The 25,227-nt window shown below is 67.9% G+C and carries 24 protein-coding genes and 2 pseudogenes; 11 read left to right on the forward strand and 15 right to left on the reverse strand.

All coding sequences use genetic code 11. The features are described 5' to 3' along the window. The first annotated feature begins 48 nt into the window (after nucleotides 1-48). From fba to LG334_RS04335, 3 genes and pseudogenes are all read left to right on the forward strand, one after another. Nucleotides 49-1,134: a class II fructose-bisphosphate aldolase gene (gene fba / locus LG334_RS04325; protein ID WP_404383649.1), complete on the forward strand. Its 1,086-nt coding sequence runs from the start codon at nucleotides 49-51 to the stop codon at nucleotides 1,132-1,134. 158 nt (nucleotides 1,135-1,292) lie between these two features. Beyond that, nucleotides 1,293-3,325: pseudogene (gene tkt, locus LG334_RS04330) on the forward strand (transketolase). 238 nt (nucleotides 3,326-3,563) lie between these two features. Beyond that, on the forward strand, nucleotides 3,564-4,652 hold the full coding sequence (locus LG334_RS04335; protein ID WP_404383651.1) for a YeeE/YedE family protein: 1,089 nt from the start codon (nucleotides 3,564-3,566) through the stop codon (nucleotides 4,650-4,652). Nucleotides 4,653-4,736: 84 nt separating this feature from the next. On the opposite strand, the gene LG334_RS04340 is transcribed toward LG334_RS04335, so the two are convergent. Both LG334_RS04340 and LG334_RS04345 read right to left on the reverse strand, forming a co-directional pair. Beyond that, nucleotides 4,737-6,338 carry a BCCT family transporter gene (locus LG334_RS04340; RefSeq protein ID WP_404383653.1) on the reverse strand — a complete coding sequence of 534 codons (1,602 nt, stop codon included), beginning with the start codon at nucleotides 6,336-6,338 and terminating at the stop codon, nucleotides 4,737-4,739. A 25-nt stretch (nucleotides 6,339-6,363) separates the two neighbouring features. After that, the gene (locus LG334_RS04345) at nucleotides 6,364-6,948 is read right to left on the reverse strand and encodes a hypothetical protein (protein WP_404383655.1); all 585 of its coding nucleotides are present in this window, start codon (nucleotides 6,946-6,948) and stop codon (nucleotides 6,364-6,366) included. Between the two features lie 341 nt (nucleotides 6,949-7,289). Here LG334_RS04345 and LG334_RS04350 point away from each other — a divergent pair, with 341 nt between their 5' ends. Further along, nucleotides 7,290-7,847: an invasion associated locus B family protein gene (locus LG334_RS04350; RefSeq protein ID WP_404383657.1), complete on the forward strand. Its 558-nt coding sequence runs from the start codon at nucleotides 7,290-7,292 to the stop codon at nucleotides 7,845-7,847. 90 nt (nucleotides 7,848-7,937) lie between these two features. Here the strand turns inward: LG334_RS04350 and LG334_RS04355 are convergent, their stop codons facing one another. The 6 genes from LG334_RS04355 to LG334_RS04380 form a co-directional block, all read right to left on the reverse strand. Continuing rightward, nucleotides 7,938-8,630, reverse strand: a complete 693-nt coding sequence (locus tag LG334_RS04355) for a response regulator (RefSeq protein ID WP_404383659.1) — start codon at nucleotides 8,628-8,630, stop codon at nucleotides 7,938-7,940. 247 nt (nucleotides 8,631-8,877) lie between these two features. Beyond that, nucleotides 8,878-10,935, reverse strand: a complete 2,058-nt coding sequence (locus tag LG334_RS04360) for a putative bifunctional diguanylate cyclase/phosphodiesterase (protein ID WP_404383661.1) — start codon at nucleotides 10,933-10,935, stop codon at nucleotides 8,878-8,880. A 139-nt stretch (nucleotides 10,936-11,074) separates the two neighbouring features. Then, complete coding sequence (locus LG334_RS04365; protein WP_404383663.1) at nucleotides 11,075-11,602, reverse strand: hypothetical protein; 528 nt, start codon at nucleotides 11,600-11,602, stop codon at nucleotides 11,075-11,077. Nucleotides 11,603-11,681: 79 nt separating this feature from the next. Next, on the reverse strand, nucleotides 11,682-11,858 hold the full coding sequence (locus tag LG334_RS04370; RefSeq protein ID WP_404383665.1) for a hypothetical protein: 177 nt from the start codon (nucleotides 11,856-11,858) through the stop codon (nucleotides 11,682-11,684). Nucleotides 11,859-12,056: 198 nt separating this feature from the next. Then, nucleotides 12,057-12,866 (reverse strand): family 1 encapsulin nanocompartment shell protein, encoded by an 810-nt coding sequence (locus LG334_RS04375; protein ID WP_404383667.1) that lies wholly within the window; start codon nucleotides 12,864-12,866, stop codon nucleotides 12,057-12,059. A gap of 4 nt (nucleotides 12,867-12,870) precedes the next feature. Further along, a complete protein-coding gene (locus LG334_RS04380; RefSeq protein WP_404383669.1) occupies nucleotides 12,871-13,317 on the reverse strand; it encodes a ferritin in 447 nt (148 codons plus the stop codon). A gap of 209 nt (nucleotides 13,318-13,526) precedes the next feature. Here LG334_RS04380 and LG334_RS04385 point away from each other — a divergent pair, with 209 nt between their 5' ends. Further along, entirely contained in the window at nucleotides 13,527-13,787 is a 261-nt protein-coding gene (locus LG334_RS04385; protein ID WP_404383671.1) for a hypothetical protein, read from the forward strand. Here LG334_RS04385 and LG334_RS04390 read toward each other — a convergent pair. The 4 genes from LG334_RS04390 to parE form a co-directional block, all read right to left on the reverse strand. Continuing rightward, entirely contained in the window at nucleotides 13,784-15,226 is a 1,443-nt protein-coding gene (locus LG334_RS04390; RefSeq protein WP_404383673.1) for a B12-binding domain-containing radical SAM protein, read from the reverse strand. The genes LG334_RS04385 and LG334_RS04390 overlap by 4 nt on opposite strands. Before the next feature lie 113 nt (nucleotides 15,227-15,339). Next, nucleotides 15,340-15,573 (reverse strand): helix-turn-helix domain-containing protein, encoded by a 234-nt coding sequence (locus LG334_RS04395; protein ID WP_404383675.1) that lies wholly within the window; start codon nucleotides 15,571-15,573, stop codon nucleotides 15,340-15,342. A gap of 374 nt (nucleotides 15,574-15,947) precedes the next feature. Further along, nucleotides 15,948-16,346, reverse strand: coding sequence for a hypothetical protein (locus LG334_RS04400; protein WP_404383677.1), 399 nt, complete (start codon nucleotides 16,344-16,346; stop codon nucleotides 15,948-15,950). A gap of 142 nt (nucleotides 16,347-16,488) precedes the next feature. Further along, entirely contained in the window at nucleotides 16,489-18,486 is a 1,998-nt protein-coding gene (gene parE, locus LG334_RS04405; RefSeq protein WP_404383679.1) for a DNA topoisomerase IV subunit B, read from the reverse strand. Between the two features lie 111 nt (nucleotides 18,487-18,597). Between parE and LG334_RS04410 the strand changes: the two genes are divergently transcribed. From LG334_RS04410 to LG334_RS04420, 3 genes and pseudogenes are all read left to right on the forward strand, one after another. Further along, nucleotides 18,598-18,987, forward strand: a complete 390-nt coding sequence (locus LG334_RS04410) for an acyl-CoA thioesterase (RefSeq protein ID WP_404383681.1) — start codon at nucleotides 18,598-18,600, stop codon at nucleotides 18,985-18,987. A 325-nt stretch (nucleotides 18,988-19,312) separates the two neighbouring features. Beyond that, nucleotides 19,313-19,402 (forward strand): annotated as a pseudogene (locus LG334_RS04415) (hypothetical protein); the annotation flags it as partial. Further along, the gene (locus LG334_RS04420) at nucleotides 19,403-19,795 is read left to right on the forward strand and encodes an Lrp/AsnC family transcriptional regulator (RefSeq protein ID WP_404386299.1); all 393 of its coding nucleotides are present in this window, start codon (nucleotides 19,403-19,405) and stop codon (nucleotides 19,793-19,795) included. Between the two features lie 162 nt (nucleotides 19,796-19,957). Here LG334_RS04420 and LG334_RS04425 read toward each other — a convergent pair whose 3' ends face one another. The 3 genes from LG334_RS04425 to LG334_RS04435 all read right to left on the reverse strand — a co-directional run bounded on the left by LG334_RS04425 (nucleotide 19,958) and on the right by LG334_RS04435 (nucleotide 22,486). Beyond that, complete coding sequence (locus LG334_RS04425) at nucleotides 19,958-20,557, reverse strand: DUF924 family protein (protein ID WP_404383683.1); 600 nt, start codon at nucleotides 20,555-20,557, stop codon at nucleotides 19,958-19,960. Between the two features lie 91 nt (nucleotides 20,558-20,648). Next, on the reverse strand, nucleotides 20,649-21,836 hold the full coding sequence (locus tag LG334_RS04430; protein ID WP_404383685.1) for a GNAT family N-acetyltransferase: 1,188 nt from the start codon (nucleotides 21,834-21,836) through the stop codon (nucleotides 20,649-20,651). Nucleotides 21,837-22,018: 182 nt separating this feature from the next. Further along, nucleotides 22,019-22,486, reverse strand: a complete 468-nt coding sequence (locus LG334_RS04435) for a RidA family protein (protein WP_404383687.1) — start codon at nucleotides 22,484-22,486, stop codon at nucleotides 22,019-22,021. 130 nt (nucleotides 22,487-22,616) lie between these two features. Between LG334_RS04435 and serA the strand changes: the two genes are divergently transcribed. The 3 genes from serA (at nucleotide 22,617) to LG334_RS04450 (ending at nucleotide 25,128) form a co-directional block, all read left to right on the forward strand. Continuing rightward, entirely contained in the window at nucleotides 22,617-23,864 is a 1,248-nt protein-coding gene (gene serA, locus LG334_RS04440) for a phosphoglycerate dehydrogenase (RefSeq protein WP_404383689.1), read from the forward strand. Between the two features lie 119 nt (nucleotides 23,865-23,983). Continuing rightward, nucleotides 23,984-24,661 carry a YbaY family lipoprotein gene (locus LG334_RS04445; protein WP_404383691.1) on the forward strand — a complete coding sequence of 226 codons (678 nt, stop codon included), beginning with the start codon at nucleotides 23,984-23,986 and terminating at the stop codon, nucleotides 24,659-24,661. An 89-nt stretch (nucleotides 24,662-24,750) separates the two neighbouring features. After that, nucleotides 24,751-25,128: a DsrE family protein gene (locus LG334_RS04450; RefSeq protein WP_404383693.1), complete on the forward strand. Its 378-nt coding sequence runs from the start codon at nucleotides 24,751-24,753 to the stop codon at nucleotides 25,126-25,128. Nucleotides 25,129-25,227 lie beyond the last annotated feature (99 nt).

Raw genomic sequence — 25,227 nt, forward strand, 5'->3', positions numbered from 1 at the left:
CAGTTCCGCCGCGCAGGCGGCGGGACGCAAACCAAAGGAGCCAGTGCTATGGCCTTTATCTCCCTGCGTCAGCTTCTCGACCACGCCGCCGAGAACGCCTATGGCGTGCCGGCCTTCAACGTCAACGACATGGAGCAGGTGCTCGCCATCATGCGGGCGGCGGAGAAGACCGACAGCCCCGTGATCCTCCAGGCCAGCCGCGGGGCGCGGTCCTATGCCGGCGACGTCATGCTGCGGGCCATGGTCGGCGCGGCGGCGGAAATGTTCCCCAAGATCCCCGTCTGTCTGCACCAGGACCACGGCAACGACATCGACACCTGCCTGTCGGCCATGGCCCACGGGTTCACGTCCGTGATGATGGACGGCAGCTTGCGCGAGGACGCCAAGACGCCCGCCGACTACGACTACAACGTCGGCATCACCCGCCATGTGGCCGCGCTCGCCCACAAGATCGGCGTGTCGGTGGAGGGCGAGCTGGGCTGCCTGGGCTCGCTGGAGACGGGAAGCGGCGAGGCCAAGGACGGCCACGGGTTCGAGGGCTCGCTGGAGCGCGACGCCCTGCTGACGGACCCGGAGCAGGCGGCGGATTTCGTCGCGCGGACCAAGGTGGACGCGCTGGCCGTCGCCATCGGCACCAGCCACGGCGCCTACAAGTTCACCCGCGAGCCGACGGGCGACATCCTGGCGATGGACACGGTCAAGCTCATCCATGAACGCCTGCCCGACACGCATCTGGTGATGCACGGATCATCCTCGGTGCCGCAGGACCTTCAGGACCGCATCAACGCCCACGGCGGCGCCATCCCCCAGACCTGGGGCGTGCCGGTGGCCGAGATCGTGGAGGGCATCAAGCACGGGGTTCGCAAGGTCAACATCGACACCGATTGCCGCCTCGCCATGACGGCCGAGTTCCGCCGCGTGCTGACGGAAAAGCCCGAGGAGTTCGACCCGCGCAAGGTGCTGACGCCCGCCATGGATGCCATGGAAACGCTGTGCGCCGACCGCTTCGAGGCCTTCGGCAGCGCCGGCCACGCAGGCCGCATCACGCCCATCCCGCTGCCGGACATGGCGGCGCGGTACAGGGCGGGCGAACTGGCCCCGCGCGTGGAGGGGGTGGCTGAAGCCGCCGCGTAATTCGGCTTGCGCCGACGGGCTGCCGCCCGGAACCCGCTTGGAGGGCGCAGCCCTCCAAGCCACCCAGTTTTTCAGAAGACTGAGGGGGCTGGGGAGCTGTGCTCCCCAGGCGGGGACCGGGGGCGGCAGCCCCCGCGTCACTGGAAGGAACGAATAACATGACCACCACCCTCACCAAGCCACCCCTTTCCGCCGACGCGCTCATGGCGGCGGCGATCCGGGTGCTCAGCGTCGACATGGTGGAGGCCGCCAATTCCGGCCACCCCGGCGCGCCGCTGGGCATGGCGGAGATGGCGACGGCGCTTTGGGGCGCCGGCGGGACCGGGTTCCTCAAGCACAATCCGGCCACCCCAAATGGCCCGACCGCGACCGCTTCGTGCTGTCCAACGGCCATGCCTCGCCGCTGGTCTACAGCCTGCTGCACCTGACGGGTTATGACCTGACGCCCGGCGACCTGTCGCGCTTTCGCCAGATGCATTCCCGCACCCCCGGCCACCCGGAAGTGGACGTGACGCCGGGGGTGGAGACCACCACCGGGCCGCTTGGCCAGGGGCTGGCGAACGCCGTCGGCATGGCGCTGGCGGAAAAGCTGCTGGCCGCCGAGTTCAACCGGCCGGGCTTCGATGTGGTCGACCACCACACCTACGTCTTCCTGGGCGACGGCTGCCTGATGGAGGGCATCTCGCACGAGGCCTGCTCGCTCGCCGGCACGCTGAAGCTGGGCAAGCTGGTGTGCCTGTGGGACGACAACGGCATCTCCATTGACGGGCCGGTGGACGGCTGGTTCACCGACGACACGCCCGGGCGGTTCGAGGCCTATGGCTGGCAGGTGATCCGCGCCGTCGACGGCCATGACGTCGCCGCCGTGCGCGCCGCGCTGACCCAGGCCAAGGCGGAGCCCGACCACCCGACGCTCATCTGCTGCCGCACCCAGATCGGCCGGGGCGCGCCCAGCAAGGCCGGCAGCCACAAGGTCCACGGCGCGCCGCTGGGGGCGGAGGAAGTGGCGGCCATGCGCACCGCGCTCGGCTGGCGGCACGCGCCCTTCACGGTGCCGGAGGAGATCATGGACGCCACCGACGCCCGCCCCCAGGGTGTGCGGTCGGAGGCCGAATGGCGCATCCGCATGGAGGCCTACCGCGAGGCCTACCCCACACAGGCCGCCGCGCTGGAGCGCCGCATGGCCGGTGATCTGGCGGCGGACTGGCCGCAGGTGGTTGACGAGATCATCGAGACCGCCGCCGCGTGCACCGGGTCCATTGCCAGCCGCAAAGCGTCCGCCCAGGTGCTGGAGCAGCTTGCCTTGCGCGTGCCGGAATTGTTCGGCGGTTCGGCGGACCTGACGGGGTCCAACCTGACCGACTGGCCGGGGGCGGAGAACGTCAACGAGACGGGCGTCGGGCGCTATCTGTCCTACGGCGTGCGCGAGTTCGCGCTGGCGGCCATCATGAACGGCATGGCGCTGCACGGCGGGTTCATTCCCTTCGGCGGGACGTTCCTGACCTTCAGCGACTATTCCCGCAACGCCATCCGCATGGCCGCGCTGATGAAGCGCCGCGTTGTCCACGTATTGACCCACGACTCCATCGGGCTCGGCGAGGACGGTCCGACGCACCAGCCGGTGGAGCACGCGGCAAGCTTGCGGCTCATCCCCAACCTGGCCGTCTGGCGCCCCTGCGACGCCGTGGAGACGGCGGCGGCCTGGTGCGCGGCGGTGGAGAATGCCGACGGCCCGACGGCTCTGCTGCTCTCGCGCCAGGGCCTGCCCTGCCAGGAGCGCGACGCCGACCAGGTCCAGATGATCCGGCGCGGCGGCTATGTGCTGGCGGCGGCGCAAGGAACGCCCACGGCCGTGGTGATCGCCACGGGTTCGGAGGTCGCACTGGCGCTGGCGGCGCGGGAGGCCATGGGCGCGGCCGGCAAAGGGGTGGCCGTCGTCTCCATGCCCTGCCGCGAGCGGTTCCTGGCGCAGGACCGGGCCTATCGCGATGCCGTGCTGCCGCCGGGCGTGCCGCGCCTGGCGGTGGAGGCCGGGCATCCCGAAAGCTGGTGGCGGCTGGTCGGGCCGGAGGGCGACGTGGTCGGCATGGAGACCTTCGGCGAGTCCGCCCCGGCCAAGGACCTGTTCGCGCACTTCGGATTCACGCCCGAGGCGGTGGCGGAGCGTCTGGGTCGCCTGGTCGGCGGTTAGTTTTTTCGTCCCACCCCGGCGCGCGGCCTTTCTCCCCTTCAAGGTTTCGCGTCAGGGACTTGGGCGGCCGATCAGGCCCCGCGGGCCGTCGGGAAAGTCCCGGCGGCCCGCGGTATATGACCAAAATCAAAGATTCGACGGCGCAATTCCTCAACTAATATGGCATTATGCGCATGTACGGCGGCGTGGCCCGGGGCGCGCCGCCGCCGTGCATCCAATCATGAAGGGAGAGGCGGACATGGATCTGACCGCCGCATTCGATCTGCTCGGCGAGGCTGGCGCCACGGCGCTGGGCGGCCTCATCATCGGCATGATCTTCGGGTTCATGGCGCAGCGCAGCCGGTTCTGCCTGCGGGCGGCCGTGATCGAGTTCGCGCGCGGGTCCTTCGGGCCGAAGCTGTCCGTCTGGCTGCTGGCCTTCGGCATGGCGGTGGCAGGCGTCCAGATCTTCATTTCCGCCGGCTGGCTGTCGGTGGGCGAGGCGCGCCAGCTGACCGGCGCCGGCAGCATTTCCGGCGCGCTCATCGGCGGCGCCATGTTCGGCTGCGGCATGGTGCTGGCGCGCGGCTGCGCGTCGCGCCTGCTGGTGCTGTCGGCAAACGGCAACCTGCGCTCTCTGCTGTCGGGCCTGATCTTCGCCGTCGTCGCCCAGGCCAGCCTGCACGGCGCGCTCGCGCCGATCCGCGATGATCTGGCGGGTGCCTGGACGGTGACGGGCATCGGCAACCTGAACCTCCTGGCGGCGCTGGGTCTCGGCCAGGGGACGGGCGTGGTGCTGGGGCTGTTCTTCCTGGCCACCGCCATCTTCTTCGCCGCGCGCAACAAGCTTGCCCCGCGCCTGTGGATCGGCGCGCTGGGTGCCGGCATGGCGGTGGTGCTGGGCTGGTGGCTGACGTGGACGCTCTCCTACCAGACCTTCGAGCCCACCAGCGTGGAAAGCATGAGCTTCACCGGGCCCTCGGCCGACGTGCTGATGCTGGTGCTGAATCCTTTCGACTCCTGGGACTTCGACATCGGCCTGGTGCCGGGCGTGTTCCTGGGCAGCTTCCTGGCCGCCCTGCTGGGCCGCGAGTTGAAGCTGGAGGGCTTCCAGGGCGGGGCGTCCATGCGCCGCTACATCATCGGTGCCGTGCTCATGGGCTTCGGCGGCATGCTGGCGGGCGGCTGCGCGGTGGGCGCGGGCGTGACCGGCGGCTCGATCTTCGCCCTGACGGCGTGGCTGGCGCTCTCGGCCATGTGGGCGGGTGCCGCGCTGACCGATTATCTGATGGACCGCCGCGGCCTTGAGGCGGACGCCGCCCACCCGCGCCATGCTCCGGCGCCGTAACAGGCCAGGAACAATCGACAAAAGAAAGGGCCGGACGCGCCAAGGCGTCCGGCCCTTTTCCCTTTCCCCGTGACGGACCTACGCTCAGCCCCCAGGCCAGGTTTGCTGTTGCGGTTCCATCTGGCCCAGGCTTTCCCGCATGCGGCGGTCCGCCTGGTGGAGAATTTCCTTTTCCTCCCGCAACCCCTGCACCAGCCCCCAGCACATGAACAGCATGATGATCGAGAACGGCAGGGCGGCGATGATCGATGCGGCCTGAAGGCCTTCCAGCCCGCCCGACAGCAGCAGCACGGCGGCGACGAAGCCCTCGCCCAGGCCCCAGACAACGCGGTGGACCGTCGGCGGCTCGCGGTCGCCCATCGAAAGAAGCGTGGTCACCACCAGCGTGCCCGAGTCCGACGAGGTGATGAAGTACGTCGCGATCAGCAGCGTCACCAGGCACATGGCGATGAAGTTGAGCCAGTCGATGGTCGTGATGACGTCCAGCGTCTGGTAGAGCGCCATGGTCACGTCGTCCGACACCGCCTGACTGATGCCGGCACCTTCCTGGTACAGCTCCAGCCACAGGCCGGTGCCGCCGAAGACGGTCAGCCACGCCATGCCCAGCAGGGTCGGGACCAGCAGCACGCCCAGGATGAACTCCCGGATGGTGCGGCCGCGCGAGATGCGGGCGATGAACATGCCCACGAACGGTGCCCAGGCAATCCACCAGCCCCAGTAGAACGCCGTCCACGCCGACTGCCAGGTGCCCGTGCCGCCCGACTGGGCATTGGTCCAGAAGCTCATGGGGATGACGGTGCGGATGTATTCGCCGATGCCCTGGACGAACAGCTCCAGAAGGTAGCGCGTCGGGCCGAAGGCGAAGAAGAACAAGAGGATCAGGGCGGAAAGGTACAGGTTCCACTCCGACAGGATACGCACGCCCTTGCCGACGCCCGACACCACCGACAGCGTTGCGATGGCCGAGATGACGGCGATCAGGATCATCTGGTTGGTGGTGGAGATCTCCCAGCCGAACAGAACGTTCAGGCCGGTGTTCATCTGCGTCACGCCGAAGCCCAGCGACGTCGCCACGCCGAACACGGTGCCGAAGACCGCCAGCACGTCCACCGCATGGCCCCAGCCGCCGTAAATGCGCTCGCCCATGAGCGGATAGAGGGCGGAGCGGATCGCCAGCGGCAGCTTCTTGCGGTAGCTGAAGAACGACAGCGCCAGGGCGACGATGGCGTAGATCGCCCAGGGGTGCATGCCCCAGTGAAAGTACGTCAGCCGCATGGCCGTGACGGCGGCGGCGGGCGTTTCAGGGTCGGTCGTGAAGGGGTTGCCCTGGAAGTGGTACATGGGCTCGGCGATGGACCAGAACACGAGGCCGATGCCCATGCCGGCGCCGAACAGCATGGCGAACCAGGATATGTAGCTGAATTCCGGCTGCTGGTCGTCGTCACCCAGCTTCAGGTCTCCGAAGCGGCTGAACAGGAGCCACAGGCTGAACAGCAGGAACAGCGCCACCACCAGAATGTAGTACCACTTGAAGTACTTCACGATGCCGTCACGCACCATGACAAACCATGCCGAAGACGTCTCCGGCGCCGCCGCGCCCGCGACGAGGAACAGGGCTACGACCACCATCGCCACCAGGGCCATGGTCGGGTTCAGGCCTTTCAGCAGGCCGCGTTCCGCGCGCATTGTCAGTCCTTCCCTGGCGTTTGGCTCACAACTTGGTCTCGTCGGTGGGCGGTTCCTTGAAGAACTCCTCGCCCACGTGGGTGCCGGCCCCGCCGACGGCGCGGTAGACGCGCACTCCGCGGCGGTGGTGGCGGTGGTCCACCAGCGTGACTGCGGCCTGGCCGTTCACTGCGCTGCGCTGACCCAGGAAGACGGCGACGGGCAGGCCGATGTTCGATCGTCCGCGCATCATCCACATGCGCCCCCAGTCGAAATGGCCGCCGATGAAGCCCACCTGGATCAGCCCGCCGTCGAACCCCGAGACGAAGAAATCCAGAGCCTCGCGGTCGGGAAAGACGTGAACGTTGATGTAGGCGTAGACCAGTTCGTTGACCAACTCGGACAGCGTGAAGGTTCCCGTCTCGGTGGCGTTGACGTGGCGTTCCAGCGCGGCGTCCATGTGCACCGTCAGCTCGTCGGGGTCACGCTGGAAGTTGGGCGAGTAGCGCACGAAAGCCGAGGTGTCGGGCATGTCGTAGCGCACCCGGTAGAGCCTCAGGTCGCGCACGATGTCCTCGGGCGTCATGGACGGGCCCGCCTCTGGCGCGGCCGTTGTGGCGTCTTGCGGCATGGGTATTCCTTCGTCCGTTCTTGACGTGATCGTTCTCGGATGCGGTCTGGCGGCGGGAGAAGAACGCGCCGATCGCCGACATGGTTTTCCGTGCGCGTCGAAGTGCCATGTTTCTGCCTCTCGACGGTCACCGCGTCGCCATGGGGGACCCGCAGTCTGAGCGGCAGACAGGCCGTGCATCGCTTGCGGGCCGGTGCTATTGTTCCGCGCGCGCCCGTGACCCGGCGCCGCCTGCAGGCCCCGTCAGCACGGGGGCGGGCCCGGCGCGGTCGGGGGCAACAGACGACGACACGGGCCGCGCGGGGGGCGTGGCCGCGATACCAAAGGCAAAGGAGCCCTTGATGACTCTCCGCAAGTTTTTCCCGGCGTTCGGCCTGTCCGCCATGGCCGCGGCCGTGCTGGGCCTGGCCGTGGCGGCCGCGCCGCAGCCCGCCGCCGCCCAGGGCGCCGGTCAGCCGGGCAAGATCGGCAACGCGGACATCGGACAGACCTACGGCGACTGGACCGGCGCGTGCGAAACCGTCCCGGGCGGCGCGCGCGAGTGCTACATCTTTCAGACCGTGCAGCAGGGCCAGGGCGGCCAGCCCATCATGTCGCTGAAGGTGGGCACCTTCCTGGAAAACAACCAGCCGGCCATCCTGGCCGACCTGCCCACCGGCATCATGATCCAGCCGGGCGCCATGTTCGCCGTGGACGGCGGGCAGGAGGCGCGCGTGCCGTACCAGATCTGCACGCCGGGCCTGTGCCGCGCGATCGTGCCCCTGAACGACCAGATGCTGGAAAAGATGAAGGCCGGCGCGAGCCTGAACGTCAGCTTCGTCACCGCCGCCGGACAGAAGGTGTCGGCCGACGCCTCCCTCAGCGGCTTCACCGCCGGGTGGGGCAGCGTCAGCCAGTAACCGGCGCGCTTGCCCGGCCGGAACAGGAAAACGGGCCGTCCCGTGCGGGGCGGCCCGTTTTCCGTTGTACCGGTGGTGCGGGAACGGGCGTCAGTAGTCGAGCGATGCCGCCGTGTCGTGGCCGTTGTGCTCGTCCGAGGCGACCCGGATCAGCTTGGCGCGGCTGGCGACGCCGTAGGCCCGCAGGATGGCGGTCACGTGCGCCTTGACCGTTGCCTCCGACAGATTGAAGCGGGTGGCGATCTCGCGGTTGCTCATGCCCTCCAGCACCAGCGCCAGAACGTCCCGCTGCCGGCTGGTCAGCGCCTGGCGCGGCGAGCGGCCGCCGTTGCCGTGCCCGCCGTGGCCGCCGGACTCGGCGTGCGCCGCGTGCTCGGCCACCATGGACGGAATGTAGACGCCGCCCTGCAGGACCAGCCGGATGGCCGCCAGCAGCACGGGCTCGGGCGCCGTCTTGGGAATGAACCCCGACGCTCCCTGCTCCAGCGCCTTGAGAGCCAGGCGCGGGTTCTCGTCGCTGGTCAGCACCACCACGGGAACGCCCGGCGCCGCTGCCCGCACCTGGGCCAGCCCCGCCAGGCCGCTGGAGCCCGGCATGCGCAGGTCGAAGACGACAAGATCGATGCCCCTGGTGGTGTCGGTCAGGACGGACAGTGCCTGGTCCAGCGACCCGGCTTCGTCCAGCGTCACCGTCTCGGCCAGTCCCGAAAGGGAAACGGCCAGCGCACGACGGACCAGCGGATGGTCGTCGGCGATGAGGATGCGTACAGACGTGTCAGACATGCCTAAAAAGGCCCCCCATTTGCGGCGGGATCGGTGGCCCCACGATCCCGTCTTTCAATCCCCTGCCCCAGAACATATTAACCGATCAGAATAAAAATGGAACTATACCGAGGGATATAACGCGAGAAATATGGTCCCGATGCTTTGACGCGACCTCGAGCTATAAGACACGCGTTATGACTTTGAAGGGCTCTACCCAGAGTATTTTGTTCAACTCTATGTTATCTCAAGATGTTCCGCCATTACTTTAGGTATAAGACTTTAGGCCATCAAGAGGGCCGGGGGCTCCCAGGTGCCAGCCCTGGACGTGGTCAATCCCCATCTCCTGCAGCAGCACCAGGGTCTCGGCATCCTCGACGAATTCGGCGATGGTGGAAAGACCGAACTCCTTCGCCATCTGGTGGATGTGCCTGACCATGACGCGGTCGCGCGGATCGTGACGAAGATTGCGGATCAAGCTGCCCTCGATCTTGATGTAATCCACGTCGAGGAACTTAAGGTACACGAAAGACGAGAACCCGCTGCCGAAGTCGTCGAGTGCGAATCTGACACCGTGGCCGCGCATGGCGTCGATGATCTTTACCAGCTTGTCGAAGTGGGGCAGGGCCTCGCGCTCGGTGATCTCGAACACGATCCGCTCTGCCGCCACGCCGGCGGCGCGCGCGCGGGCCGGCACTTCATGCATCCATTCCGCCGCCGCCAGCGACCGGCCCGACAGATTGAAGAACATCTTCAGGTCGGGATCGCGCTGTGCCGCCAGCGCCGCCAGACCCTTCTCGAAGATGCGCTCGTCGATATCGCGGGTCAGGCCCAGTTCGTCGGCGGCCTCGATGAACTCCCCCGCGGTCTTCAGCCCCTCGGGCGTGCGCACGCGGGCCAGGACCTCCAGCGCGACGGGCCGGGTGTCGGCGCTGGTGCAGATGACCTGGAAGACCGGCTCGATGGCATCGTCGGCCAGCGCGTCCTTGAGCATCCGGCCCTTCTGGAAGACGGCCATGGCGGCGTCCTCCTCGCCGCTGTCCAGGGTGGCGACGCGGTTTTTGCCCAGGCGTTTGGCCTTGTACATGGCCACGTCCATGGCGATCGACAGCTTTTCCACCGTTGCGCCGTTGTCGGGGAAGGTCACCAGCCCGAAGCTGGCACCGACGCGCGTCGCGCCCACGGGCAGCCGCAACGAGGTTTCCGCCACCGCCTTGCGCAGGTTCTCGGCGGCGATGGACCCTTGCTCGGCGGTGGTCTGGGGCATGAGCACGGCGAACTCGTCGCCGCCCAGCCGGGCGATGATGTCGGTGCGCCGCATGCGCCGGTCCAGCACGGTGGCGAGTTCCTTCAGCGCCAGGTCGCCGACGGGATGGCCGTAGGTGTCGTTGATGGACTTGAAGTCGTCCAGGTCCATCATGATCAGGCTGAACGGATGCCCGTGGCGCTGGCCGCGGGCGACCTCCATGCGCAGGAAGTCCTCGAACTTGCGGCGGTTGTAGAGGTTGGTCAGCGGGTCGCGCTGGCTGAAGTGTTCCAGCTTGTCCTGGTATTCCTGAATGGTGCCCAGCAGCCGGTTGAAGTGCTGCGACAGGCTGTTGACCTCTCGCAGGTGGGTGCCGGGCCCGACGCGACGGTTGAGGTCGGTGTGGCTGATGATTTCCTCGATCACGCCGGCGAACCGCGAGATGGGCTGCGCGACGAACACCCGCAGCTTGAAGTACAGCGCCAGGAACAGGGTGGTCAGGATCAGCGTGAAGTAGGCGATGACCGACTTGATGACGAAGCCGACCGACACCTTGAGGTCGGTGATGGGATAGCTGATGTCCACCACGCCGTTGACCTGGCCGATGGCGGCCTCGTGGCAGGTCTGGCACTCGTCGCGCACCAGCACGGGATAGACATAGCGGATGTGGTCCTCGCCGGTCTCCAGCACTGGCTCGGCGGTCCGGAATGCCTGGGTGACCAGGGGGTCGGTGTCGCGCACCGGCGCCTCGCCGGGTATGTCGCCGTACTGGGCGATGACCGGGGTGCCGCGGAAGACGCGGATGTCGGTGCCCGGCTGACTTTTGTTCAGGCGGTCGACGATCTCGCCGATCTCGTCCTTGGTCCAGCCCTTGCGCATGGCCGTGTAGAGCGACTGGAAGATCAACTCGGAGGTCTGGAGCGCTTCCTGCTGCGCCAGATCGCCGATGGCGCGGCGCTCCACAAAGGTGGACATGAGCAGCACGACGACGACGGCCAGGATCATGGCTGCCATGGACAGCAGGAAGACGAACTGGCCGATGCTGAGCGTGCGGATGGTGCGGGCCAGGAACGAAGACATGGTCGGGTATCCCAAGCATGGGCGCGCGCGCCGTCCCTCACCCCGGCACGGTCGCCCGGCCGGGAGGATGCAACAAATCGCCAGCCGTGCCCACATATTTCCGCAACAGGAGTAATGCGATACCCGTCAAACGGGTTGGTCAGAGCCCAAGCCCCTCGAGCAGCGGCGTGATGCGGTCCGCCGGAAGGTCCGTCAGGCGCTCCAGCCGTTCCGCCAGCGTCCGGCGGTGGGGCGATATTGCGTCGCGGCGCTCGGCGTCGGCCTGCCGAAGGGCCGCGGCCTCGGCCGCTGTCAGCGGCCTGCCCAGTGCCTGCGACAGCGCCGGCTCCAGGTCGTCGGGCATGGCGCTCTGCGGGCCGCGTCCCAGCGGGGGGATCACCCCGGCAACGGCGTCCGGCGACAGCCGCGTGATCTCGACCACGCGCGCGGCGAAGGCATCGCGGATGCGGCGGACGTCGCTGGCGTGGCTTTGGGCGGCGGAGGCGGCGGCCCAGGCTTCCGGCGGGGTGAGCGGCCGGTCCATGTTGGCCTCGAGCGCCTGCGTCAGGGCGACGGGCGTGGTCTGCGCGGCGGCCGGGGCGGGCGCAAGGCCGGCGGCGATGCCCAAGGCGAGCGGCGCCAGCGCGGCGCTCCACAGGGCGGCAGAGAAGGCGAGAGGCTTCAGCATGCCGCCTAGATAGCGGCGGCGTGCGGCAATGAAAAGGGGTGTCCCGTGCGGCTGCGGGATGGCGGTGACGACGGCGGCGTCAGGTGGCGTAGGCCACGGGCGCTCCGGCGGCGGCTGCGATGGCGCCGGTCAGCGCCAGGATCGCGGCACCGCGGTCCAGCGGCTTGACGGCGACGGCGTCATACCCGGTCAGCGCCCAGGACGTCAGGGCGTAAAGCGTCGGCAGTGCCACGATGAACGCAAGCACGGAGATCATTGTTCAACCCTCCTGCTGTTGCTTTCAGCAAGAGGCTGCCATGGTGCCGCATCCTCTTCAACATAAAGTATTTTATCCAAATATGGGCGGCATCATGTGGTGTTCCGACGCGCGAACGGCGCCCGAAGGACCGGGCGCCGTCGCAGCAGGATCGACGGTGGGGGCGTCGACCGTCGTCACCGTTTCGCCGCGGCGGTGTCAAACCTCCGCCGTTTCCAGCGCACAGATGGCTTCCGGATCGTCCAGACGCAGCACCATGCTCGACGACAGGAAGAATTCGTGGTGAATGCCGTCCTGCCCGATGTAGCCGGCCATCAGGTCCTGGCCCAGCACGATGGGGCCGACGCGGGAGTCCACGATCACCCCGCCCTTGATGGGCGCCTTGAAGATGCCGGCGGTGCACACCCGCTTCAGGTGCTCCAGCTGCAACAGGTCCGAACCCTCGTAGCGGCGGAACAGCTGGTTGTAGAGCGTCGGCGACAGGGCCATGCCGTAGGGGCCGGGGAAGCCGCCGTCGTCCAGCATGGTGACGGCCTTGACCACGTCCTCCAGCGCCTGGTCCACCTTGGTCCAGTCGCCGGCCGTCAGCGTCTTGCGGCCCGTCGCCGTCAACAGGCCCTCCAGCCCGAAGTCCTTGTTGCCGTAGTAGACGAACTCGTCCTCGCGGCGCGCGACGGCCTCGGCGGCGTCCTCCACCGTGTTCAGGTTCAGCGGCTGGCCGTGTTCGGTCGCTGCCATCAGGCGGCGGATGGACAGCTTGAAGCGCTTGCGCAGCATGGGCAGGGAAACCGCGCGGCTGACCACCGCGCCGGCTTCCTCGTCGCCGACGGTGCGGCAATAGCCGTCGTTGCCGACCTCAATGGAGGTCAGGCCGGGGCCGTAGGGACCTTCGGTTTCCAGCAGGCGACGGGCGGTGAGCATGGCGGCGGCGGACTCGCTGGCGGCCTCGTCGATCGCGTCCCACAACTCGGCGTCGATGGGGGCCTGCGAGCGGTTGAGCATGTCCATGATGTCAGTCCTTCCCCTTGGCTTTCAGCGATCCGATGGTGGCGCGGCGGGCGCGGGCGGGGCGCGCCTTGCCCTCGGGCTCGGCGGGGCGGGCGACACCGCCCTTGGCGGCGGCGGGGTCCAGGCCCAGGTCCTCCAGCGCCTCCTCGTGCTCGGCCTCTTCCTCGATCTCCATGATCGGCCCTTCGGTGAACAGGTAGGTGCGGAACTGTTCATCGACGTCGGGCGAGTACCGGCGCAGCCACTCAAGGGCCATGGCCGCGTGTTCGATTTCCTCCCGCATGTTGTGCAGCAGGATTTGCTTCAGCTCCTCGTCCTCGCAGTCATCGGCGCGCTGCTGGTACCAGTCGACGGCATCCAACTCTTCCTTGATGGAGACGATGGCGTGATGGATGGTAAGCGTCCGGCGACTGATGCGCTCGCGCGGCGCATGAAGGCTTTCGCTACCCATGAGGCCCCCTAAAGCGTGGTGCGATCAGAACAACGCGACCCGCGCCCGGCCGTGGATGCCGGGGCGAACGGCCCGCTTTTCACGTCCATGGAAACGCCAACATCCAGAAGAAGGTTGCATGAATTCCTGCGTCTGGACGAGCGCGGCGGTGGAGGCTAAGGATGATGCGCAACCGCTTTCTGCTTTTCCGGCCGCAAGGACGCTCGCCCATGACCGACCGCCCCATCTGGTTCCGCCGCCGCCACGGCGCCCTCGGGCCCAGCTTCGGCTGGACCTACATTCCCGTCACCTGGCAGGGCTGGGCGCTGGTGGTCTGTGTTCTGGCGTGCCTGACCGCCGCCGCCGTCGTGATCGATCCCCAGACCATCGGCGAGGCGCTGCTGTTCATTGCCGCGGCGGCGGCGATCCTGATCGGCTTCGGAGGCTTCGCGGAGCGCCGCACGCCGCCGCGCGGTGACGACGCCGCCTAGCGCCGCGCCTTTTCCGCCGTCTCGAAGGCGCCGGCCGTTTCGGCATCCGACAGGATGGCGTTCCGCCAGTCCTTCTTCGTCGGCAGGATGGGCGGCATGGGGGCGTGCTGCGTCTTCGCCGTCTCCGGCGCCACCTGCTTGAAGCGCTTGTCGCCGGCCGCGCCCTTCTTCATGAACAGGTTGTAGATGGTCCACATGGTCCGGTCGCGCGGGCCGCTCCACGGGAAGCGCTTGGCCATGCTGGACCCAGAATAGAAGGTGCGGAAGGCCCGGCGGTGGCCGTCGCGCAGGGTCTCGGCCTCCATGCGTTCGGGCGTGTAGACGATGTGGGCCTGGTCGTACTTGGTCCAGTCGTGGCTGACCAGACGGCCGGCGCGCTTCATCTCGTACCATGTCAGCGTGCCGGGATAGGGCGTCAGCACGGAATACGCCGTCATGTCGAAGCCGGCGTCGATGTTGAATTGGGCCGTCTCGTCGAACACGTCGGCGTCGTCGGTGTCGAAGCCGAACATGAACAGCCCGAACACCATGATCCCGTGGCTGTGGATCTTTTCCACCAGCCTCACATAGTCGTCGGGGCGGTTGACCGACTTGTGGACGCTTTTGAGCGTGTCGCGGGAGATGCTCTCGAAGCCGATGGACATCATGGTGCAGCCGCTTTCGGCGGCCAGTTCCAGCATCTCGTCGTCGCCCGCCAGCTTGGACGTCACGCCCGCCTGCCACTTGATGCCGCGACCGCGCAGGGCCTTCATCAACTCCTTGGGCCGTTCCCTGGTGCCGAAGAAGTCCGCATCGTTGATGGAAACCGTGCGCTGGCCGCAGGTCTCCATTTCGTGGATGACCTCGGGGATGGGGCGGTAGCGGAACTTCAGCCCGTTCATCAACGGTTCGGCGCAGAACGTGCAGGCCTGGTGGCAGCCGCGCGAGGTTTGCACGAACGTCTTGTTCACGTAGCGGTGGCCCTTCACCAGGTCATAGCGCGGCATGGGCATGCCCTCCATGGGGCACAGCTTGTCGGAACGGTAGGTGCCGCGCAGGTCGCCCTTTTCCAGGTCGTCCAGGATGCGCGGCATGACCAGTTCGGCCTCGCCGATGCACACCGCGTCGGCATGGCTCAGCGCCTCCTTGGGCATGAAGCTGGGATGCACGCCGCCCATGATGACGGGAATGCCGCGTGCCCGGAACCGGTCGGCGATCTGGTAGCCGCGATTGACGTAACTGGTCATGGCCGAGATGCCGACCATGTCGCAATCCAGGTCGAAATCGATGTCCTCGATGTTCTCGTCGGTCAGCACCACCTCGTAGCGGTCCTGCGGAATGCAGGCCGCCACCGCCAGCAGCCCCGCCAGCGGCGAGTACAGGGCGCGCTTCATGTAGATGGGGCGCGTGGTGAGGCTGTCGGTCTTGGGGTTGATGAGGTGGATGACCCGCGAGCGCATGGGTGGCGTCCCTCCGTCTGGACCTGTGGCCGATGGAGGGGAAAGGGGCGGGGGCGGGGGCGGGTTCCTGGACTCAGCCGGAAGGGGTGGGTGGCGGCGGAAGATCGGCGGCGTCAGGATGCCGCGCGGCCGTCCTCGCCCGTGCGCCGCCGGAAATGGCGGAGCGACGCGGTCCGGCGTGATCGCATGCCCTCGGGATCACCGGTGATCGTCGGTAAGTAGTTGCGCGCGGCCGGATCGGGAGCGTGCCCCCCTTGCTCCCAGTTGCGCACGGTGGCGGGTTCCAGGCCGTAGGCGAGGGCGAACTGGTCCTGCGACAGGCCGGTGGCGTTGCGTAGGCTCCGCATGTCGATCTGCGCCGGCGTTTCCGACGGCTCCGCGGCGATGCCCAGGCGGTGCAGCCGCCGACAAGGACGTCGAGATCGTCAACGGCGGGCACCTCGACGGCCAGGTCCCGCTTCCCGTCCAGCAGCCGGGCCGGCACCCGATGGGCCTGGAGAAGCGGCATGGGGTGGCGCGCGAGCAATGCGGCGGCACCAGGGGGGCGGGGTCGGCGTCAGAGATTCCCGAAATGGCGAGCGAGAACCGCGCGGGAGAACCGTGCGGGACGCGGTCGATGGCCTGGACCCGCACCCGTTGTCCGAGCCGCGCCCTCAATCCCGACCTCATCATGGAGCTCCAGCGTCTGCATGACAGCGCCAGGGGCGGCGTGGCCGCCTCTCTACCACTTCCTTGTGCGCTGGAAGCCCTTCTGCATCATGCACTCATCACGCAGGTTGCCGGCGGCCTTGGCCTGGCTGTTCATGGTCGACCAGGTGGCGCCCTGGCCAAAGTGGCCCATGCCGCCCGCCATCTGGCCATGCTGAGCGCCGAAATGGCTTACGGCGCCCAGCCCCAGTTCCTCGCATTCCTCGAATGCAGCGGCGCGCTGGATACCGGCGTGGCCGATGGTCGGGTCGGTGTTCACCGTGGAGGTGTACCAGTCCTGGTCGACGCCAATACCGAGAGACTTCGTCACGTCCAATGCGGCCTGCTGCGCAAACCCGTGGGGTCCGAGGCAACCTCCAAGGGCGAGGATCGCCATGGCAGCGAATAACGGTCTTGCGTAGCGCATGGGCATGTCTCCCTCCGTCGGCGGCCCGCAGGGTCGGGCAGCGTGAGAGAGCTAACATAAAAATTATGGGTAATCAACCCAAGGCGGCTCTACGTCGATAAAGAAACCTTAAGTTATCCGGTGGCGGCTCGTGGGCGCCATGAGCGTTCTAGATGTCCAGCTCTTCCACGAAGCGGGCGTTTTCCTGGATGAACTGGAAGCGCAGTTCCGGCTTGCGGCCCATCAGGCGCTCCACCAGACGACTGGTCTGTTTGGCTTCCTCGCGGCTTTCCTCGGTGTGGGTGTCGGGGATGGTCACCTGCAGCAGCGTGCGCGAGCCCGGCGACATGGTGGTTTCCTTCAGCTGCGCCGGCGGCATCTCGCCCAGGCCCTTGAAGCGGCTGATCTCCACCTTGGACGGCTTGAACTCCGTCTTCAGAAGCTGGTCCTTGTGGGCGTCGTCGCGCGCATACATGCTCTTGCCGCCCTGCACCAGCCGGTAGAGCGGCGGCATGGCCAGGAACAGGTGGCCGTTTTCGATCAGCGCCGGCATCTCGCGGTAGAAGAAGGTCATCAGCAGCGACGCGATGTGGGCGCCGTCCACGTCGGCGTCGGTCATGATGATGACCTTCTCGTAGCGCAGCTTGTCGTCGTCGTAGTGATCGCGCACGCCGCAGCCAAGCGCCTCGATCAGGTCCGTCAGCTCCTGGTTGGCGCGCAGCTTGTCGCTTGATGCCGATGCGACGTTGAGGATCTTGCCGCGCAGGGGCAGCACCGCCTGGGTTTCGCGCATGCGGGCCTGCTTGGCCGACCCGCCGGCCGAGTCGCCCTCCACCAGGAACAATTCGGTCCCGCCGGCGATGGAACGCGAGCAGTCCGCCAGCTTGCCCGGCAGTCGCAGCTTCTTGGTGGCGGTCTTGCGGCTGAGTTCCTTGTCCTGCTTGCGGCGCTGGCGGTCCTCGGCACGGGCGACCACATGGGCCAGAAGCTCGGCTCCGGCATGGGCGTCGCCCGACAGCCAGTGGTCGAACTGGTCCTTCATGGCCTGCTCGACGTAGCGGGTCGCCTCGGCGCTGGCGAGCTTCTCCTTGGTCTGACCCTGGAACTGGGGCTCGCGGATGAAGCACGACAGCATGATGCAGGCGCCGCCGATCACGTCGTCGGGGGTCAGCTTGTCGGCCTTCTTGTTGCCCACCATGTCGCCGAAGGCGCGCATGCCCTTGGTCAGCGCGTTGCGCAGGCCCTGCTCGTGCGTGCCGCCCTCGGGCGTGGGCACCGTGTTGCAGTAGCTGGAGAACAGGTAGTCCTGGTCCGTCGGCCAGGCCAACGCCCATTCCACGCTGCCCATGTCGTCGGGAAAGTCCTGGCGGCCGGCGAAGACGGTGGGCGTCACCATCTCGCGCTTGTCCATCAGCTCCGACAGGAAGTCCGTCAGGCCGTTGGGGAAGTGCAGCTCCTGCTCCACCGGCGTCGGGTTGTCTTCCTTGATCAGCTCGGGCGCGCACTTCCAGCGGATGCGCACGCCGCGGAACAGATAGGCCTTCGACCGCGTCATCCGGTACAGCAGCGCCGGGCGGAAGCGGGCGCGGGGGCCGAAGATGTCCGGGTCGGGGTGAAAGGTCACCATCGTGCCCCGGCGGTTCTGCACGGTGCCCAGGTCCTCGATCCCCGACACCGCCTTGCCGCGGCTGTAGGCCTGGTGCACCAGCTTGCGGTCGCGGGCCACTTCCACCACCAGGTCGTCGGACAGCGCGTTGACCACCGACACGCCCACGCCGTGCAGGCCGCCCGAGACCTTGTAGGCCCCGCCGCCGAACTTGCCGCCCGAGTGCAGGGTGGTGAAGATCACCTCCAGCGCCGACTTCTCAGGGTACTTGGGGTGCGGGTCGACGGGGATGCCGCGGCCGTTGTCGCGGACGGTCACCCGGTTCTCCAGCCCCAGTTCCACGTCGATCACCGTGGCATGGCCGGCCACGGCTTCGTCCATGGCATTGTCGAGAATCTCCGCCACCAGATGATGGAGGGCTTTCTCGTCGGTGCCGCCGATGTACATGCCCGGGCGCTTGCGCACGGGCTCCAGCCCCTCCAGGACCTCGATGTCCTTGGCGGTGTAGGCGTCTGTCTTGGCGGCGGTTTTTTCGAAGAGATCGTCGGACATGGCGCGCATTATATGGAGGGTCCGCCACGCCAGCAAGACGATGCCGTGGTGCCATCGTTCGCCCGCCGCTGTATGGTGCGGAAAACCCAACCAACCCAATGCCGAGGAACACCGACCGCCATGACCATCCAGACCGAACAGCCCGTCGGAGAGATTGCCATCCGCACGCTCGCCATGCCCGCCGACACCAATCCGGCCGGCGACATCTTCGGCGGCTGGCTGATGTCGCAGATGGACATCGCGGGCGGCGTCGCGGCCTCCAAGCGGGCCCGCGGGCGGGTGGCGACGGTGGCCGTCGACGGCATGGCCTTCCACAAGCCGGTGCGCGTGGGCGACGAGCTCACCTGCTACACCTCGGTCGAGAGGGTCGGCCGCACGTCGCTGACCATGAAGGTCGAGGCCTGGGTCCTGCGGCGCGGAACGTGGGAGCAGGAGAAGGTGACGGAAGCCACCTTCACCTTCGTCGCCATCGACGAGGCCGGCAAAAAGCGCGAGGTGCCGGCGGCCTAAGGGGCCGTTTGCCGCGTCCGCCCGCTGCATCCGGTCGGCAGCCAGCCGCCCAGCCGCAGGATACGCGGGGCAGGGGCTGAACGGTTGGCTGCCGGTCCGGGCGGGGGCATGCATCGGCGTCGGGGGTACGCGAACGCCATCTGACGCATCTCGACCGGAACGCGACGGACCGGTGCACCCGGGATAGAGAAAACCGGCGCCGCCACACGTTGAAAGATAACGGCGCAGCCATGAAAAATGCGCGCAAAACGCAAGGGGTGCATGATAAATTTCCGCAGTTCGCTGCCCTTCCGGTAGCGCTCATTACTGGACGTACTCGAACATTATGCACCTCGATACCTTCGACGCACGCCTTTTGGCGGAGTTGCAGCGGAACAATCGCAAGACGAGCGCCGCTCTTTCGGATACCGTTCATTTGTCGCCGGCAGCCTGCCTGCGCCGCGCCGATCGTCTTCGCCGTCACGGCGTGATCCGCGCGGACGTTTCGGTTGTGCAGCCGGAAAAGGTGGGTGTCGGGGTTCAGGCCCTGGTCCGGGTGACCCTTCAGCAGAAACAGCCCGAAACCATCGCCGCCTTCGAGGCCGCAATGCTTGCGGCTGACGAGGTCATCTCGTGCTGGCAGGTCACCGGCGGGTTCGATTACGGCCTTGTCGTCGTGGCGCGCGACATCGCCATGTACGAGGCCTTCGTCCGCGTGATGCTGGTGGAAAACCCGGTGGTGCGCACCCACGAGGCCAGCATCGTGCTCAACGCGGTCAAAAGCGGCGCGCCGCTGCCGGTCTACCTGGCGGCCCTGGAGGGAGCCTAGAACCTTTTTCGGTCACGCTTGATCGGAAAGGGGCGGCAGGGGCCGGCCTGCGGCCCCGCACCGGTCAGGCGCGAGAGCCTTCGTGGCGCTTGGGGCCGAAGGCGTGCGCGCAAGCACGCACGGCGCCCTGCGGGCACGGCCGCCTCTGAACGGATTTATGCTTTAGAAGCCCCGCCCGTGCCGGGCCAGGAAGTCCTCTTCCTCCGGGGTGGGGGCGCGGCCCAGCACGGCGTTGCGGTGGGGAAAGCGGTCGAAGCGGGCGATCAGGTCACGGTGCTTGACCGCATAGTCCAGCCACTCCGCATTGCCCAACTGGCGGAACAGCTCCACTGAGGCCTCCTGATCGGAGAGGCACTCGGAATGCTCCAGCGGCATATAGAGGAACAGGCGGTGGACGGGCCTCAACTCGGCGTCGAGACCCTGCTCCAGGGCGTGGCGGGTGACCGTGCGCGCCTTCTGGTCGCAGGCGAATGCCGCCGGGCTGTTGCGGAAGACGTTGCGGGGAAACTGGTCCAGCAGGATGACCAGCGTGACGCAACCCAGCGGCGTGGCCATCAGCCCGTCCAGTCGCCCGTCGGCGGCGGCGTCCATCTCTTCGGTGAAGCGCTCGGCGATGGCCTGGTCGAAGGCGTCGTCCTGGACGAACCATTCCTTGCGCGGCTCGCCCTCCGTCGGCGAGCCCGGCTCTCCGAACCAGAAGGCGACGACGCGGGCCACCGTCTCCGACGGCAACGGACCGGACGTGCGGGCGGCGTATGGCATGGACGACCCTCCTGACGGCATGGCGCCTGCTTCTGCATGGCAGCCATGCGGAAAATTCATGCCGGACCATATGGGGCGGGAGCGTCGCGGTTCAAGCAGAATCGGGCGCGGCGTCGCCGGTCTTTTTGTAGGGGGCGAGGGTGGCGAGGTCCTCGATCTCCGCCTGCATGACCGCGCGTTCCTGCCCCAGGTAGCGCTCTACCGCCTGCCGCAGGCCGGCATCGGCGATCCAGTGGGCGGACCAGGTGGGCCGGGGCATGTAGCCGCGCTTGATCTTGTGCTCGCCCTGGGCGCCGGCCTCCACGCGCGTCAGGCCGTGCTCGATGGCGAAGTCGAGCGCCCGGTAGTAGCAGGCCTCGAAGTGAAGGTAGCGGTAGTCGCCCAGGCTGCCCCAGTTGCGGCCATAGAGCGTGTCGGAGCCGCGCAGGTTGAGCGCGCCGCAGACCGGGCGGTCGTCCTCGAACCCCATGACCAGCACCACCGCATCGCCCATGCGCTGGCCCAGCAGGTCGAAGAACTCGCGCGTCAGATAGGGATTGCCCCACTTGCGGTCGCTGGTCGCCATGTAGAAGCGGTGAAAGGCGTCCCAGTGGCGCGGTGTGATGGCATCCCCTGTCAGGGTCTCCAGCCGCACGCCCGAGGCTTGGGCGCGGGCGCGTTCCTTGCGGATGTCCTTGCGCTTGCGGCTCGACAGCGTTTCCAGGAACTCGTCGAACGATCCGTAGCCCGGGTTCTCCCAGTGGTACTGCACGCCCATGCGGCGCAGCAGCCCCATTCCCTCCATGGTCTCGGCCTCGGCCTCGGTGGGGAAGGTGACGTGCACCGACGAGCATCCGGCGCGCTCGGCGAGGTTCACCATGCCGCCCACCAGGGCCTCGCGCAGGCGGGCCGGGTCTGGGGCATCGGGGCGGACCAGCAGGCGCGGGCCGGTCACGGGCGTGAAGGGCACGGCGCACTGAAGCTTGGGGTAGTACCGCCCGCCGGCCTGGGAATAGGCATTGGCCCACGACCAGTCGAAGACGTATTCGCCGTAGGAGTGGCTTTTCACGTACAGCGGCGCGCAGGCCAGCACGCCGCCGTCCGGGTCTTCCAGCACCAGGTGGCGCGGCAGCCATCCTTCCTCGCCGCAGGCCGAGCGGCTGTCTTCCAGCGCCGACAGGAAGGCGTGGCGGACGAAGGGGTTGCCGGTTCCGGCGCAGGCGTCCCACGCATCGGCCGGCACGGCGGCGATGGAGGCCACCGCCTTCAGGGTCAGGGAGTCGTTGCGTCCGTCTGGCATGGCGCTGAGGTGGGGTCGCGCGGCCGGAGGCTCAAGGTGGCGGAGCGGAGGGCGGAGCCGATCCCCGGCGCGCGGTGCCGGGGATCGGCGAACAGGGTCGCAACCGCGACCCCGCGCCGGGCAGGCGCGCGAGGCTGCGCGCCGAATGAACGCAGCTCGGTGCGAAGCCGCGAGCGTAACAGCTACTTGATCTCGAAGGTGCCCTCGATCTCCACGGACACGCCCAGCGGCAGCGTCGGGGCGCCGACGGCGGCGCGGGCGTGCTTGCCGGCCTCGCCGAAGACCTCCACCATCAGGTCCGACGCGCCGTTGATGACCTTGGGCTGATCGGTGAAGTCGGCGGCGCTGTTGACGAAGCCGCCCAGGCGCACGACGCGGGTCACCCGCTCCAGGTCGCCGCCGCAGGCCGCTTTCAGCTGCGCGATCAGGTTCAGGCCGCACAGGCGGGCGGCGCGCTGGCCGTCCTCCAGGCTGACCGACTCGCCCAGCCGCCCGTTGAACTCCGGCTTGCCGTCGACCAGCGGCAGCTGTCCGGAAATGAAGACCAGGGTCCCGCTGACCACATAGGGGACGTAGTTCCCGGCCGGGGCCGCGGCGTTCGGCAGGGTGATGCCCTTCTCGGTCAGGCGTGCCTCGATGGTCCCGGACATATTGGTTCTCCCTTGGGGGTTGCTGATGTGGTAATCCTGCGGCACCGACTCGGGGTCGGGCGAGGGCCGCTTTGGCGTCCGCCGACCCGTCCGCCGCACCGTCCACGCATTGTTTTGGGAAGAGCCGCCCGTGAGCAAGCTTTCGTTGCCCAAGGACAAGATCAAGTTCGTCCTGCTGGAAAACGTCCACGACAACGCCGTCGCCTACCTGCGCCAGCACGGGTACGAGAACATCGACGTGCACAAGGGCGCGCTCGACGCCGACGCGCTGAAGGACGCCGTGCGCGATGCCCATGTCGTCGGCATCCGCTCGCGCACAAAGCTGACCGAGGACATTTTGTCCGCCGCCGACAAGCTGGTCGCCATCGGCGCCTTCTGCATCGGCACCAACCAGATCAACCTGGGCGCCGCCAAGCACCTGGGCGTGCCGGTGTTCAACGCGCCGTACTCCAACACCCGCTCGGTGGCGGAACTGGTGCTGGCCGAGATCATCATGCTGGCGCGCGGCATTCCCCGCCGCAACTGGATCAGCCACGAGGGCGGCTGGGACAAGTCCGCCAAGGGCTCCACCGAGGTGCGCGGCAAGACGCTGGGCATCGTCGGCTACGGCCACATCGGCACGCAGCTTTCGGTCATTGCCGAGGCGCTGGGCATGAAGGTGCGCTTCTTTGACATCGTCGACAAGCTGCCCATGGGCAACGCCGCGGCCTGCATGAGCCTGAAGGAGCTGATGGAGACGTCGGACTTCGTCTCGCTGCATGTGCCCGACACGCCCCAGACCCGCAACATGATTACCGACACGGAACTGGGCTGGATGAAGCAGGGCGCGTTCCTGCTCAACGCCGCGCGCGGGCAGATCGTGGACATCGACGCCCTGGCCGACCACCTGCGTACCGGCCATCTGGCGGGCGCGGCCATCGACGTCTTCCCCGTCGAGCCGGCCAGCGTGGAGGACGTGTTCGAAAGCCCCCTGCGCGGCATGAAGAACGTCATCCTCACCCCGCACATCGGCGGCTCCACGCAGGAGGCGCAGGCCAACATCGGCACCGAAGTGGCGGAAAAGCTGGTGAAGTACTCCGACAACGGCTCTACCGTCGGGGCCGTGAACTTCCCCGAGGTGATGCTGCCCGTGCACATGGGCGGGGCGCGCTTCATGCACATCCACCGCAACGTTCCCGGCGTCATCTCCAGGATCAACGACGTGTTCAGCCGCCGCGGCCTGAACATCGTCGGCCAGTACCTGCGCACCGATGAAGAGGTGGGTTACGTGGTGGTCGACGTCGACGGCACCATCGAGCCCGGCATGGGCGTGCGCCGCGACCTGGAGGCCATCGAGGGCACCATCCGCACCCGCTTCCTCAACTGCGAGGAGCCGTAAGGGCCCCAGCCGGAATCCAGCCGGGGCGCCGGAGTTCCGGGGCGGGCCCCGCGGGGAACCGGACGGCGGCGGATGGTGTTGCTGAAGGACGGATCAACCGAACAAAAGAGGGGCCTTCCATGACCACCACCACCATCCCCGCCGCCGGCCGTCGCGCCGGCAGGCTGGCCGCCGTCGCCGCCATGGCCGCCGCCCTCGCGGCCTGTTCGGGGTTCCAGGCCGAGGACCCGGTGGACCGTGTCTTCGCCCCCTCGGGCGATGTGGCGGTGGTGGAAGGCCTGCTGGTCCTGCCCGAGGGCGCGGAGGTGCCGCCCACCTCGCGCGCCGAGGCCCGCCTGGTGGACCTGGACCGCACGGGCACCGAGGGCGACTTCCTGGTTGCCAGCACCGTCACCGACGCCACCGGCGGGCCGGTGCCCTTCCGCCTGCAGTGGCGCCCGGGCGCGCTGCCGGAGGGCCACCGGTACGTCGTGACCGGCCGCCTGATCGGCCGGGGCGGCACGCTCTATACGGTCGAGGAGCCCGTCGCCATCGCGGTCACGCCGGCCCGCCAGGGCATCACGCTCGCCCTGGTCCCCACCGGGACGGCGCCCGCGGGCGAGGACGGCGCGTCCTATTCGCTGGAGGGCATTCCCGACCCGTCGGAGACCGAGGCGATGCCCATGACGACCAGGGGCGGCGGCCTGGACAGCATGTATGACGACCGGCTGGGCGGCGACTCGCTGTCCGGCTACATCTCCAGCGACGACTACGGCGGCCGCGTCATCGCGCCGGCGCCGGCGCCGGCAACGGAGTAAAGCCGCATCATCGTTTTCCTCGTGTATCAGGATATCCTGATGTAGGCTGCTCGCCCTATCCTGCGGACCAATTGCGAGGAGCAGAGCCCATGACCATCCAGACGACCGACTACGTCGGAACCCTGTTCGACGAGCAGGGCAATCCCGACAAGGTCACCGTGGCCTTCACCATGGGCAACAAGGCGCTGGAGAAGGGGCATTCCGCCACGGTCATTCTCATGGCCGATGCCGTGCGCCTGGGCCTGCCGGGTCGCGTCGACGGCATGGACATCGGCGCGCCCTTCAAGCCGGTGCCCGAACTGCTGGAGGGCTTCCTCGCAAAGGGCGGCCAGGTGGCGGTGTGCAAGTCCTGCATGGAGCACAACGGCCTGAAGCCCGACCAGCTGGACAGCCGCTTTCCCGTCATCACCGCCGACGACGTCATCGATCTGGTGATGGCCTCCAAGGGTGCCCTGCAGATCTCCTGACGCCATCGCGGAAAAGCGTGCCCGCCCATGTTCCGCGCCCGTTGCAGGATGCGAGGTGCATTGCGCTTTGCGTGGCAGCGTGGGAAACCTCTTTCTTCG

The sequence above is a fragment of the Caenispirillum salinarum genome (assembly GCF_044803115.1).
GTDB classification, from domain to species: domain Bacteria; phylum Pseudomonadota; class Alphaproteobacteria; order Rhodospirillales; family Rhodospirillaceae; genus Caenispirillum; species Caenispirillum salinarum_A.